General features: G+C 55.5%; 14 protein-coding genes. 4 read left to right on the top strand and 10 right to left on the bottom strand.

Annotated features, from left to right (window positions below):
* The first annotated feature begins 14 nt into the window (after positions 1-14).
* Positions 15-1,163, top strand: a complete 1,149-nt coding sequence (fucO, locus tag CWM54_RS25200; protein ID WP_061156246.1) for a lactaldehyde reductase — start codon at positions 15-17, stop codon at positions 1,161-1,163.
* The gene (gene rhaM, locus CWM54_RS25205; protein ID WP_002882870.1) at positions 1,160-1,474 is read left to right on the top strand and encodes an L-rhamnose mutarotase; all 315 of its coding nucleotides are present in this window, start codon (positions 1,160-1,162) and stop codon (positions 1,472-1,474) included. Before fucO ends, rhaM begins: the two co-directional genes overlap by 4 nt.
* Before the next feature lie 90 nt (positions 1,475-1,564).
* Here rhaM and CWM54_RS25210 read toward each other — a convergent pair whose 3' ends face one another.
* From CWM54_RS25210 to CWM54_RS25240, 7 genes are all read right to left on the bottom strand, one after another.
* Positions 1,565-2,938 carry a NosD domain-containing protein gene (locus CWM54_RS25210; protein ID WP_061156247.1) on the bottom strand — a complete coding sequence of 458 codons (1,374 nt, stop codon included), beginning with the start codon at positions 2,936-2,938 and terminating at the stop codon, positions 1,565-1,567.
* 103 nt (positions 2,939-3,041) lie between these two features.
* Complete coding sequence (locus tag CWM54_RS25215) at positions 3,042-4,430, bottom strand: glycoside-pentoside-hexuronide (GPH):cation symporter (protein ID WP_100682019.1); 1,389 nt, start codon at positions 4,428-4,430, stop codon at positions 3,042-3,044.
* Positions 4,431-4,500: 70 nt separating this feature from the next.
* Positions 4,501-5,511, bottom strand: a complete 1,011-nt coding sequence (locus tag CWM54_RS25220) for a LacI family DNA-binding transcriptional regulator (RefSeq protein ID WP_061156249.1) — start codon at positions 5,509-5,511, stop codon at positions 4,501-4,503.
* Between the two features lie 380 nt (positions 5,512-5,891).
* A complete protein-coding gene (locus CWM54_RS25225; protein ID WP_100698888.1) occupies positions 5,892-7,157 on the bottom strand; it encodes an MFS transporter in 1,266 nt (421 codons plus the stop codon).
* A 41-nt stretch (positions 7,158-7,198) separates the two neighbouring features.
* A complete protein-coding gene (locus CWM54_RS25230; RefSeq protein WP_100698890.1) occupies positions 7,199-9,322 on the bottom strand; it encodes an alpha-galactosidase in 2,124 nt (707 codons plus the stop codon).
* Between the two features lie 114 nt (positions 9,323-9,436).
* The gene (locus CWM54_RS25235; RefSeq protein ID WP_100682016.1) at positions 9,437-10,432 is read right to left on the bottom strand and encodes a substrate-binding domain-containing protein; all 996 of its coding nucleotides are present in this window, start codon (positions 10,430-10,432) and stop codon (positions 9,437-9,439) included.
* 90 nt (positions 10,433-10,522) lie between these two features.
* Entirely contained in the window at positions 10,523-11,071 is a 549-nt protein-coding gene (locus tag CWM54_RS25240; RefSeq protein WP_002882865.1) for a helix-turn-helix domain-containing protein, read from the bottom strand.
* A gap of 100 nt (positions 11,072-11,171) precedes the next feature.
* On the opposite strand from CWM54_RS25240, the gene CWM54_RS25245 reads away from it, so the two are divergent.
* Both CWM54_RS25245 and CWM54_RS25250 read left to right on the top strand, forming a co-directional pair.
* On the top strand, positions 11,172-11,831 hold the full coding sequence (locus CWM54_RS25245; protein WP_100682015.1) for an AzlC family ABC transporter permease: 660 nt from the start codon (positions 11,172-11,174) through the stop codon (positions 11,829-11,831).
* A complete protein-coding gene (locus CWM54_RS25250) occupies positions 11,831-12,154 on the top strand; it encodes an AzlD domain-containing protein (RefSeq protein WP_061156253.1) in 324 nt (107 codons plus the stop codon). The genes CWM54_RS25245 and CWM54_RS25250 overlap by 1 nt, the downstream gene beginning before the upstream one ends.
* Here the strand turns inward: CWM54_RS25250 and CWM54_RS25255 are convergent.
* The 3 genes from CWM54_RS25255 to CWM54_RS25265 are packed head-to-tail and all read right to left on the bottom strand — an operon-like array spanning position 12,151 to position 13,457.
* Positions 12,151-12,744, bottom strand: a complete 594-nt coding sequence (locus CWM54_RS25255) for an AAA family ATPase (RefSeq protein WP_074387455.1) — start codon at positions 12,742-12,744, stop codon at positions 12,151-12,153. The genes CWM54_RS25250 and CWM54_RS25255 overlap by 4 nt on opposite strands.
* Positions 12,741-13,178: a PTS sugar transporter subunit IIA gene (locus CWM54_RS25260; protein WP_100698892.1), complete on the bottom strand. Its 438-nt coding sequence runs from the start codon at positions 13,176-13,178 to the stop codon at positions 12,741-12,743. Before CWM54_RS25260 ends, CWM54_RS25255 begins: the two co-directional genes overlap by 4 nt.
* A gap of 9 nt (positions 13,179-13,187) precedes the next feature.
* Positions 13,188-13,457, bottom strand: coding sequence for a hypothetical protein (locus CWM54_RS25265; protein WP_100698894.1), 270 nt, complete (start codon positions 13,455-13,457; stop codon positions 13,188-13,190).
* Between the last annotated feature and the right edge of the window lie 18 nt (positions 13,458-13,475).

The raw sequence follows: 13,475 nt of genomic DNA on the forward strand, positions 1-13,475 counted from the left end.
TAAGGAGAATTATCATGAGTTTTATGTTGGCATTACCAAAAATCAGCCTCCACGGGGCAGGCGCTATCGGCGATATGGTCAGGCTGGTGGCCGGTAAACAGTGGGGCAAAGCGCTGATCGTTACCGACGGCCAGCTGGTGAAGCTGGGCCTGCTGGACAGCCTGTTTTCCGCGCTGGATGAACAGCAGATGGCTTACCAGCTGTTTGACGACGTGTTTCCCAACCCCACCGAAGCGCTGGTGCAGCAAGGCTACGCGGCGTACCAGGCGGCACACTGCGATTACCTGATCGCCTTCGGCGGCGGCAGCCCGATTGATACCGCCAAGGCGATAAAAATCCTCACCGCCAACCCTGGCCCCTCCACAGCCTACTCCGGCGTCGGCAAAGTGAAAAACGCTGGCGTGCCGCTGGTGGCCATCAACACCACCGCCGGCACGGCGGCGGAGATGACCAGCAACGCAGTGATTATCGATAGCGAGCGGCAGGTGAAAGAGGTGATTATCGACCCGAACCTGATCCCGGATATCGCCGTCGACGACGCCAGCGTGATGCTCGACATCCCGCCAGCCGTTACCGCCGCCACCGGCATGGACGCCCTGACCCACGCCATCGAGGCCTTTGTCTCCGTTGGTGCCCATCCGCTGACCGACGCCAACGCCCTCGAGGCCATTCGCCTGATCAACCTGTGGCTGCCGAAAGCGGTAGACGATGGTCACGATCTGCAGGCCCGCGAGCAGATGGCGTTTGGCCAATACCTGGCGGGCATGGCGTTCAATAGCGCCGGTCTCGGGCTGGTACACGCCCTGGCCCATCAGCCTGGCGCCACCCACAACCTGCCGCACGGGGTGTGCAACGCCATCCTGCTGCCGATCATCGAAAACTTTAACCGCCCGAACGCGGTGGCGCGCTTCGCCCGCGTGGCGCAGGCGATGGGCGTCGATACCCGCGGCATGAGCGATGAAGCTGCCAGCATGGAGGCCATCAACGCCATCCGCGCACTGAGCAAACGTGTGGGGATCCCCCAGGGCTTCAGCCAGCTTGGCGTCAGCAAAGCCGATATCGAAGGCTGGCTGGATAAAGCGCTGGCCGACCCGTGCGCGCCGTGTAACCCGCGCCCCGCCAGCCGCGATGAGGTTCGCGAGCTCTATCTGGAGGCCTTATGATCCGTAAAGCCTTCGTCATGCAGGTGAACCCCGACGCGCACGAGGAGTACCAGCGCCGCCATAATCCCATCTGGCCGGAGCTGGAGGCAGTGCTGAAGGACCACGGCGCGCACCATTACGCCATTTATCTCGATAAAGAACGCCATCTGTTGTTCGCGACGGTGGAGATTGAGTCGGAAGCCCGCTGGGAGGCGGTCGCCAGCACGGAAGTGTGCCAGCGCTGGTGGAAATACATGCGCGAGGTGATGCCCAGCAACCCGGATAACAGCCCGCTGAGCGCGGAGCTCAAAGAAGTGTTTTATCTGGCGTGAAATCATGGCTGCCTCGCTGTGCTGAGTGGGGCAGCCGTTTTCAGCGCTGAGTAGGACGACTTATTCTGCGCCGTCGCGTCTACAGCCGGATTATTCCATTTCCACATTGCCGGGAGATGGCGTAGCCCTGATGGCATTCATCGTTCTGTCCATCATCAACTGTTTGTTATTGCCGCAATCAAGTATCGTGTTTTGAGACGACGCTTTTTCTACCAGCACCGCGACCACATCAAGGGTTTTCAATCTATCCGTCGTCAGCAAAGCGCTGACCTGCGCCGCAAAGCAAGCGTCCTCTTCGGAAGGGTGCGCCTGCTGCACTGACGCTTCCGTGGTCGCAACAATATGATTATTCGCAAGGTAATTTCCTTTACCGGCAACCAGCCGGATGATGACCGGCTTTATTCCCTGTGGCCGAAGATACTGGATATCAATAGTTTCGGAAATATGATTGGCAATAACCGAGTTATTACTACCATTGATATGCAGCAGACCATAGGCATCATCCAGGCCGTTGTCATAGGTCTGCATCGGCGGCCAGGGTTCGCGATCGCGGAAAAAATGATTTGCAGCGATGAGATTCTCCGCACAGTTATTCTCCAGAACCAACATTCCTGGATAAAATGAGTGCAACCGATTACCAGTAACGGTAGAACGAACAACGCCAGAGAAATGAACGCTGCTGGCGCCACGCGGAAAGATATTGTTGCCAGAAATTAATAACCCACCGAAGTTTTGGGCATAAATCGAATAGCCTCTATAGCCTGCGCCAATCAGGTTATCGGTTATTTTAGAAGCCTGTCCGGCGCCACGAAGCTCGATACAGTTGCCGCATTCGGCGATAAAGTTATTATGGATCGCCATAGCATCACTATTGTACGCCGTGAGACCATGCTCAAGATAGATAAATCCCATGTCTGTAATCCGGAAAGCATCCTGAGCGCTGGCGATATAAATCCCGGTTTTGCCGTTAATATAGCTATTTTCCGGATCGTTGTTTCCCAGCCCATCATCAATAAAGTGCAGGCCATCAATACAGAAGTTTTCAAACGCCACCGAACTAATTCGCGGCGCTCCGCTGCGTTTCACGTAAAATGCAGCGCCAGCATGTTCTTCATCGCCGGGATGCACACAAATATCGACCAGAATACGGCTCCCGCCCGGCCAAATATCATGCAAATTCGCCCACTCGTCAGCCGGTGTATTGAAACGAATACTTGAGGAGACAAAACCGTGTCCAGCCCCCATAATTTTTAAATAACTGATATCGATAAAAACCTGCGTCTTCAGATGATAATCGCCGGGCGGAATATAGATAACGGCGCCAGGTTTTCCGCCGTTATTAATATCGGTTGCGGTTTGCCGCTTTTTAATATCGAGGATAATACTGTTGATAACTTCCCCAATATCCTTATAAGGATTACCGATATGCCACTGCGTCACGTCATAATAATTATTATGCGTCATAAAGAACCTCCTCTGATATGAACAGAAAATCACTTAAATATTCTAATTTGATTAAGACTGATATTGAATGATAAATAATACTGATGCCCTACCCCCCTACCTATTAACCACGTCCTTTTTCCAGTTCACGTTTTGCAAGATCGGCTTTAATTTTTTCAAGGAACGCGTTATTCAGCTTGAAGTAGCGCACCAGATACGCGCTGATGAAATAACTCACCATCGGCAACAGTGAGAACATCATGATAATGCCTTGAATGGTCTTACTATTTTGCTGAGGCTCATTCGCGACATAACCGGTAAACGCCAGAATCCAGGCGACGATTGCCCCAGCCACCGCCAGCCCCATTTTGAGCATAAAAAGGTTACCCGCGAAAGAGATACCGGTCAGGCGCTTACCGAACTTCCAGTCACCGTAGTCATCGACATCGGACATCATCGCCCACAGAATGGGGCCAGATTGAATTAAATGCAGAACGTTAATTACGATAAATAGCGCCATCAGCGGGGTCAACGATTGCGGATCGATAAACCACAGCGCAAATGACAGAATGCCGAGAATAATATTAATAATGCGGAACAGCGCCAGCTTATCAAAGCGATCGGTAAGCGGTTTGGCAAGCACACTACCCAGCATATTACAGGCTACACCCAGCGCCATAAAGAAGGTAATAAATCCGACAGACGCCTTCATGACATAAGTCGCATAATAGATAGTTACGCCACCACGGATAAATGCCGGGAAAACGTTCAGGAAGGTAATAGAGATCATTAAGAGCCACTGATCGTTTTTGATAATATCCCGTAGGTCTTTCTTCAACGACTCGTTTTGCTTAACCGATACCACCCGCTCTTTAATGCTGGAAAAGCAGAACAGGAACATCAGCGTTGCCGCCCCGCCCATAATGATCATGGTCAGCTGGAAACCGGAAGCACGGTCACCGTTACCCAGCCAGTCGGTTAACGGCAGAATAGAGGAGGAGATAATCAATGTTGCCAGGCCATTAAGGAAAAATCGCCATGACAGACAACCCATGCGCTCTTTTTGATTGAGGGTAATGACGCCGCCGACGGAGCAATAGGGAATATTAATCGCGGTATAAATCAGCGACATGACCAGATAGGTAACCCAGGCATAGATAATCTTACCGTTCATGCTGAGTTCTGGGGTCGTGAACATCAGTACCGCGCCCAGACCAAACGGAAGCGCCATCCATAATAGCCATGGACGGAATTTTCCCCAGCGTGACACGGTGCGGTCGCAGATTGCCCCCATCAGCGGATCGCTAAAAGCGTCAAAGATGCGAATAACGAGGAATAATGTGCCCACCACCCCGGCATTCAGGCCATAGACGTCGGTATAAAACCACGTCAGATAGAGCGCCAGTACACTCCATATCATTCCTGAACCAGCGTCACCCATCCCGTAGCCGATCTTCTCCCTCAGCCCCAGCTTTTCATAAGCACTTGGCTTTTCCATTGCGGTAGCAGACATAAATATACCTATTTTTTGTTAAAAGGAGCCCATGGCGCAAATTGTCGCGCCATTTCTCAACATACATCCCTTACAGGGAAGTAATATTAATTTTTACGCTGCTCTCACGAATAATTAACCGAGAGACAATTTCGTGCATTTCAATACTGTCCGGCTGCTGTTGATGCTTCACCATCTGAAACGCGAGGTGAGCAATTTCATTTACCGGCTGTGCAACGCTGGTGATTTTTTTAGTTTGTGCCAGCAAGGTATTATCAAAACTGGCAATCGCAACATCTTCAGGAATGGAGATGCCTTTTTCTTTTAGCCCATCGATAATATAATTTGCCGCAATATCGTTATACACTAGCAGACATGTACAGGTTCGCTTCGGATCGCTGAGTTTCGCAATAATATCATCAAGAATGCTAATATGGCCTGATATCTTCTCCCCCTCACCTTTGGCTATCCAGAACGAATTATCTTTAGCAAGCTTTAAACCATGACTCGTTATTTTTTTGGTATACGATGAGACTTTACGACTATCAACCCCTTCCTGGGCAACAAAGCCAAACGAAAGATGACCTGTATGAATAAAATGTTCCGCAATACTTTCTGCCCCCCGGTCCTGGTTAATCGATACGGAGTTAAAGAACCGGGACACCTGGGTGACGACGGCGACCGGGATCCGGGTAATACTTAACCATTCTGAAAGTTCGACTTCTGCTTCTGTCGGCACCCATAGCAAGCTGTCAATGCCCATCCCCACCAAGGTCTGAATAATGTGTTTATCCTGCTGCGGCTGGTTCTGATGCGTTTTAACGATCACCGATTTGCCGATATACCGGGCCTCTTCTTCCACCGTCGCCAACAGTTCACAGAAGTGAGGATTCACCAGGTTAGGCAAAACCACACCAATCAGCCCTGAACATTTACCGCTAAGCTGAAACGAACTTTTGCTGGGGACATAGCAGAGATAATCCATCGCATCACGCACCGCCTGCCGCGTTTCCGGCACGACGCTGGGATGATTGTTGAGCACTCGCGATACGGTTGCCGTCGAGACCCCAGCTTTTTTCGCTACGTCTTTAATAGATGCCATGATGATTGAACATACCCTCTAACAATGGTGTTCACTATAAATTGTGATCTCTGCCAAGAATGTAATCCAGTTCACATGTTGCTGCGTTACATAGATCCATACTCTGGCCTCGCATTTTTATTTTACTGGCCATCGTTATTCATTTACGTTCCTTGAGAGAAATTAATGAACTCAAAAGATATCAATATTTTTAGGCAGGAAAAACAGAGGTGTGATTATATCATTACCACTCATTACGGGGATGAGGGGATTAACTATTCAAGTATTAATACTTCTTTACTGAAGAAAAATAATCCATAGCCCTTTCATGTGTTTCTCATATTTAACATATCAATTTTCTTATCTTTCATGCACATCCCTGTGTCATGAAATTTCGGAGATTAAACAATCATCGCATTATCGCGAAGCGGCTCGGTTTTCGCCTTACCCGCTAACGTAAACGCGGATATTAAGGTGACGGTCAGAGCAATACCGCCGAGGATCATATAGGTTTCCTGGAAGCCGATCCGATCATACATATTGCCGGCGAAGGCGGAGAGAAAGATCGCCGCCACCTGCTTGGCGAACTGGAAGCCCACCAGATAAATCGTCGCCGACAGCCGGACATCAAACACGCCGGTAATGTATTTAAAGGCACCCACCAGCAGGAACGGCACCTCCAGCGCATGGAGCATTTTCAACGCCACCACTTCCGCGGCGGTGGTGGCGAAGGAAGAGCCAATCATCCTTGCCGCCATCACTATCCCGGCGATCAGCAGGGTATTCTTCGCCCCGATGCGGTTAATAATCCACGGCGAGCTGAACATAATGATGGCGTTACATATTTCTCCCGCGGTGGTGGCGAAACCAAAGGCGCGGGTGCCCGCTTCCGGGGTCGCAAAGAACGATTTGAAGAAGGTGGCAAACTGCTGATCGAAAACGTCATACACGCAGGCCACGCCGATGACATACAGAATAAACATCCACATCTTACGCTGGCGGAACATGCGCACCGCCGTTTTTAAATCGATCGCCGGGCGATTGGCGCCGAGCGAGTCCATGACCTGCGCGGACTGACTGGCCTGCGGTTTGGCGATGGCCACCAGCACCACCAACAGCAGCGCGGCGGCTGACCCCATCCAGAACACCCATTCGGGATTAATGCTGAACAGCATTCCGGCAGTAGTCGCGCACAGCGCCCATCCCAGGCAGCCAAAGGTGCGCGCCTTGCCGTATTCAAACCCGCTGTTGCGGCTTACCCGTTCGATATAGGCCTCCATCGCGCCGGCGCCTGCGGAGAATACAAAGCCGATATAGGCGCCGCCGCTCAGCGCCCCGAGCCAGATGTTGGTTTTCAGCAGCGGAGCGAAAACATAGAGGAAGAAGGGAGCAATCAGCACCAGCAGAACGGTCACGATCCACATCAGGTGTTTTTTCAGCCCCAGCTTGTCAGAGATCACCCCGAGGACCGGCTGGAAACAGATGGCGAACAGCGACAGGCTGGAGAAAACGAGGCCGGTTTCGGTTTTATTCAGGCCGATGACGTCCGACAGCCAGATCGGCAGAAACGGAAAGCAGGTGGCCATGATGAAGAAGTAGAGAAAGAAGAACAGCCCGAAAATCCAGAAGTTGGGGTTGTTTTTGTGGGTACAGACGGTCGGGTTCATTATATTTTCCTCAAGAAGGGCCGCGACGCGGCCCGATACCATCACACGCGTTGCAGGCCAATCAGAATGGCGCTTTCCGGGTCGAGGATGGGCAGCGCCAGCCCCGCCTGCTGTAGCCACTCACCGCTCACCGTCTGCGGCGTCGTCATCCATGCCGGCAGCTTCCGCATGGTATGGCCGCCCTCGCCGGTGATCTGAATGTTCGGATGATCGAGGAGCGTCACCTGATAGCGGGCGCTCGCCTCCAGCCCCGCCAGGCGCAGCGGCGCCATCAGGGAGTAGTCCGGCATCGCCAGCTGGCTGACGAGGAAAATTGCCTGCGCTTTATCCGGACTGACGACGCCATGGGCAAGGGTGGTGGCATCCGGCATATCCATCCGCCACTGCACGCCGTGATGGATCACGTCGCGCCACTGTTTATGCAAGGCCGCATATTTCCGGTATCCGGCGCGCTCTTCTTCATCAGCGCTCACCGGATCCAGCTCAAGTCCCATATGACCAAACAGCGCCGTCAGGCCGCGGAAGGCGATACTGTGCTGGCGGAAAGTGGCATGACAGTGGCGATTGCCAATATGCGCGCCCATCACCTCCGGCGGGAAGAAGTAGCTCATGCCGCGCTGGATAGTGTTGCGCTCAAGGGCGTCATTGTTGTCAGATGCCCAGAAGCGATGGCTGCGCTTGAGGACTTCATAATCGATCCGTCCTCCCCCGGAGGAGCAGGATTCAAATTCAATGTGCGGGAAACGGGCCACCAGCGTATCCAGCAGGCGGTAGAACTGGCGCGTTTGCGCGTCCGCGGCGGCGCGTCCCTGATGCCCAGGCTGCACCAGCTCGCGGTTCATATCCCACTTCACGTAGTCCACCGCATGCTCGCCCAGCAGCCAGCTCATCCGCTCCAGCAGATAATCAAACGCTTCCGGAATGTTGAGGTTCAGGACAAACTGATGGCGGCCGGTCAGCGGAGTATAGCCCGGCAGCGCCAGCACCCAGTCCGGGTGCGCCCGGTACAGATCGGAATCCGGGTTAATCATTTCCGGCTCCACCCAGATACCGAATTCCATCCCCAGCGATTTCACATGATCGATAACCGGCGTCAGGCCGTGGGGGTATTTTTTCTCATCCAGATACCAGTCCCCAAGCGCCGCCCAGTCGTCATGGCGACCTTTAAACCAGCCGTCATCGATAATAAAGCGCTCGACGCCCAGCGCCGCCGCCTCGTCAGCCATACGCATAATGTAGTCCGGGTCGTGGTCGAAATAGATCCCTTCCCAGGTGTTGAGATGCACCGGGCGCGGCTTGTTGCCCGGGAAGCGAATAATCCGTTCGCGCAGATAACGATGGAACTGCTGGCTCATACCGTTCAGCCCATTCGCCGAGTAGCTGGCATACAGGTACGGTGTCCACAAGGTTTCCCCTTCCGCCAGCGCCATTTCACCCGGCAGATAGAGCGCCTCGGCCTGCAGATAGCGGCGGCCATCGGTTTTCACCTCTGCCCGCAGGCGATGGTTACCGCTCCAGGCCAGATGCACGCCCCAGACTTCACCCTGCATCTCGCTAAAGGCGCGGCTGCCGGTGATCAGGGCCGGGAAATGTTCGTGAGAGGTGCGCCCGCGGCGGTTCTCCAGCACAAAGCTGTCGTGCTCCAGCGTCAGGCGGTGAGGCTGAAACTCGCGGATCCAGCGGCCATGGAAAGCCATCACCTCGCGAGCGCGTTCGGCGACCGGCAATGTGACCGCCAGGCGATCCACCTGCCATGGGCTGGCGCGCAGATTGGTCACGCCATGGCGCACGCTGAGCACGCCGCTGGCATCCAGCGCGATCTCGCTGTGCAGACGCAGGCCGGCTTGCGGATCTTCGCTGACCAGGGTCAGCGTCTGGCCCTCGCGCCGCACTTCGCTGGTGGTGAACAGCGGAGAGGCATCCAGCCCCAGACGATGGCCTTCAATGCCCGGCGCGCCAAACAGGCCATGGCCCAGCTCCGCCATTAAGGTCACTGGCGAATCGACATCCAGTCTGCCGTTGGCGACCGGGCGCGTCAGGCTGTCGGCATCCTGCGGCGAAAAGTGGCTTAAATGCGGCCCCCAGTAGACAATTTCGGCGAAAGGACGAGTTTTAATGACAACATCGGCACCGGCGCTTTGCAGGTGTATCAGCGAATCAGACATCAGACATCTCCATAACAAGGAATGTCTTACTGTTGATCCGAAACGTTTCGGATGCCAACCAAAACGTTTCGGATCCGTGATCGGCTTCAGAATTACGGGTTAAAAAGGGTCAGGTCAGGCGGTTTCACCCGGGAAAAATTCCGGCTGCCATAGCACCTGCAGCGTGGCGAGATCTTCCCCGGCGATTAAGCGGCGCACCATATCGGCAATCTGCCGCCCCACGCCCTGGCGCGTGGACTGGATCACCGCGGCGACATCGGTCTCTATGATGCTGTCCTGCGGCAGCCCGTCATACACCACCAGGGCGACGCGGTTGTCGCCGGTTAAACGGCCCAGATGGGCGAGCGCCATGGCGGCGCCATCGCCATGGGTGTTGCAGTCGGTGATAATCGCGGTAGGCGGCTCCGGCAGACGCAGCAGCTCCAGCGTGGCCTGATAGCCGCCGCGGCGCGTCGCCGGCACGCTACGCAGCCATGCATCGGATAACCCCGCCTCGCGCAGGGCATCGAGGTAGCCGTTACGCCGTTGCGAAATAAACGCCTGATTGTTGTTCTCACCCAGCAGAGCGATACGCTGGTGGCCCTGTTGAATCAGATGGCGGGTGGCGCGGCAGGTGCCGGCATAGTTATCGAAATCAAACCAGGCGTAGGGCTGCGCCAGGCGGCTACGGCCGAGCGCCAGAAACGGAAAGCCAGAGGCCTGCAGCTGCGCCAACCGCGGATCGTCATCCAGGGTATGGGCCACGATTAAAGCGTCAACGCGACGGCCCTGCACCATGCGCATATAGCCATGTTTATCCGCCTGTTCATCATCGGCGATCAGCAACAAATCAATGTCATGGCGCGCCAGCTCATGGCTGATCTCCCCGACCATCTCAAGAAAAACGTTATTGTTGAGCGGCGCGGGGCGGACAGGAAAGACAAGACCAACGGCATCAATGGTGCCCATTTTCAGACGGCGGGCGAAAGTGTTGGGGCGATAGCCCCGGCGCTGCGCTTCAGCCTCAACCCGGGCGCGGGTCTCCTGTGACACATCGTCATAGCCGTTCAACGCCCGGCTGACGGTCGTGACGGAGATCCCAAGTTGTTTGGCAATGGCTTTCAGCGACATAGGTATGCCTGTCTTCGCGGAAGAATGCGGCTAGTGTCCCGCAATACGGGCATGGCGTCCAGCGAGCGCGCGTCCCCCACCGACGCGATGTCAGTTTTGCTCAGCGATCAGCAGGGCCTGCGTATCCGGCTCCAGCGCCTGAAAAACATGCTCCTGATCCGCCGGGTAGCAGATATAGTCGCCCTCGCCCAGTTCTTCCGGCGCCGACGTCAGACCTACCCGCGCCCGCCCCTGGGTAACGATAATATGTTCCACCGAGCCCGGCGGATGCGGATGCGAAATACGATCGGCGCCGGGCTGGGTTAACAGTAAATAGATGTCCCGACGCGCACCGGGTGGACAAGCGGCCAGCAAAATGGCCTGATAGTTCGCCTGCTCCGCCACCACCTTTGTCCCCTCTCCGCGGCGGATCACCTGCGTTTTGTTCACCTGCGGCTCAAGCAGGCGGGCAAACGGGATATCCAGCGCCACGCAGAGCGACCACAGCGTTTCCAGACTCGGATTGCCGTTGCCGGACTCCAGTTGCGATAGCGTGGATTTTGCGATACCCGCCCGACGCGCGACTTCCGCCAGCGAGAGACCGGTCCGCGCCCGCTCCCGCACCAGGCTTTTGGCAATAACGCTGATTGGCTGTGTCATACCCGCCCCTTTGTTTTTTATATCGAACGATTCGTTCGCCTTGAAAAACGTTCATTATGTGTTCATTATAATGGGAAATCGTTCGATATGGCTAAGTGATATGAAACAAACTCTCTCCAGTCTCAGCGGAGACACGATAAAAGCGATCGTTTTGGTCTGCCTTGCCGTCGGGGTGGTGGGTATGTCCTATGGGTCGCTGGCGGTGGCTTACGGCTTCCCCTTATGGGTGCCGCTCTTGCTTTCGGTGTCCGTGCTGGCAGGCGCTTCTGAATTCATGTTTATCGGCATTGTCGCCAGCGGCGGTAGCCCACTGGCCGCTGCCGCTGCCGGCCTGTTAGTCAACGCGCGCCATATCCCGTTCGGGGTGACCGTACGCGAACTGGTAGGTCGGCGCGCCTTAAGCTTTATTGGGTGCCACATTATGAACGACGAGAGCGTGGTCTTTGGCTTGTCACAGCCCACCCCCGCGCAGCGCAAAGCGGCCTATTGGCTGTGCGGCGCCGGCGTCGCGCTGATCTGGCCCCTCGGCACGCTAACCGGCGCGGCCGTCGGAAAACTGCTGCCGGCGCCGGAAACCATCGGGCTTGATGCGGTCTTCCCGGCGATCCTGCTGGCGCTGGTGATACCTGCCTTTAAAAACCGCACTACGCTGATCCGCGCCGCCAGCGGCGCCGCGCTGGCGCTTGCCACCGTGCCGTTTGTGCCCACCGGGCTGCCGGTGCTGCTTTCGCTGTTTGGTTTACTGTCAAGGAAAAAATAATGGGCAATATGACGCTGTTTATCGCCGGTATCGCCATCCTGTCGCTGGGAACCTATCTGATGCGTCTCGGCGGCGCGAAGCTCGGCAATCGGCTGGCATTTTCCGAGCGCTCGCAGGCGCTGCTTTCCGATGCGGCGACGGTGCTGCTTTTTTCCGTCGCCCTGGCCACCACCTTCTATGAAGGGGCGCATTTCGCCGGCATGGCGCGCGTTCTGGGCGTTGCTTTCGCCGTGTTCCTCGCCTGGCGCAAGGTCCCGCTGATCGGCGTGATTATCGCCGCCGCCGTGGTGACGGCGCTGCTGCGTCTTGCGGGTATGTCCTAGGACGGGTAAGCGTAATCCGCCAAACCGGCGTGCTTTCCAGCGATCGCGCCTTCAAGCCAGTGAATAACCGGTTTTATCTCCAGCGGGTACCGCTGGTCTATCGTCAGTACGGGCCCTAAAGCCATGGGCTGCGCACGCCCGGCCAACTGGGCCAGCTCCGGCAGATACTCCTCTCCGGGGTGGCCCGGCGGCCGCATCGCCAGCCGCGAGGCATAGCGCTCGACGGCCATCTCCGGGGAGATATGGTTCCAGATCTCAAGCACCTGCTCCACGCCCGCCAGCTGTAACAGTTGCTGCAAAGTTTCACGGGGCTGAAAACCGAACCAGGCGTCGATCAACCAGACCATGCTGGCAGGCGACGCGCCGACAATCGACCAGATCACCTCATACGCCGCACAGCCCAGCTCGCGATTCAGTGGCCGGTCGACGGGGGCCAGGCGCGCCATAAACGGCTCTTTGATGCCGTCGATCGTCAACACCGGCAGGCTAAAGGTCTCCGCCAGCAAACGGGTGATGGTGCTCTTCCCCGACGCCGGAATGCCGTTGATTAAAATGGCCGTTTTGCAGCCGGGGGTCAGATGTCTGTTCATAGTAATGCGACGACCTCCTCCCGGCTGCGGGCCGTCCGCAGTTTGGCCATGGTGTCATTGTTATCCAGCAGCGCGACGATGGAACGGATGCCCTCCTCGATATGCGCATTGCTGTCCTGGGCGCCAAACATAATGACAATGTCCGCCTTTTCACTGTCCGCAAACGGGATGGGCTTTTCCAGCACCACCAGGCTAAAGCAGTTTCGTCTGACGCCGCACTCGGGGCGGGCATGGGGGATGGCAATCCCTTCATCAAAAACGTAATAAGCGCCATGATTCAAGGTATTGTCGATCACCGCCTGGCTATATTCCGCCGAAATAAACCCTTTCGCCTCCAGCGGGCGGGCAGCCAACTTTATTACCCGCTGCCAGTCGGACTCCACTACGCCAACCTGAATAGCATCGGCCTCAATAAGCAGTTCTTTTATGGTCATTCTCTGTTCCTAAATATTGCGGCGAATAATATTGCGTAAATTATCAATCTGCAGAAACAGCGCATCGATATCCTGCCGGTGACTCTTACTTTTGGCATATACCGATAGTGCCCGGTTGTAAGTCAACATCAATGTTTTTTGCACGTCGCTATTATCGGGCTGGCGCTGTAATTCGCCTTCCAGTCTGGCGATCTCTTCCGCCAGCTGACGGGACTGTTGATCATAATTCTGCAGCGGGTTTTGCTCTTTTTTCCACAGCGTTTTCAATGATTCAAACATAGCAAGCTCCCTCCCTGG

This window comes from Klebsiella sp. D-Nf1, from assembly GCF_002810515.1.
Taxonomy (GTDB): domain Bacteria; phylum Pseudomonadota; class Gammaproteobacteria; order Enterobacterales; family Enterobacteriaceae; genus Klebsiella; species Klebsiella variicola.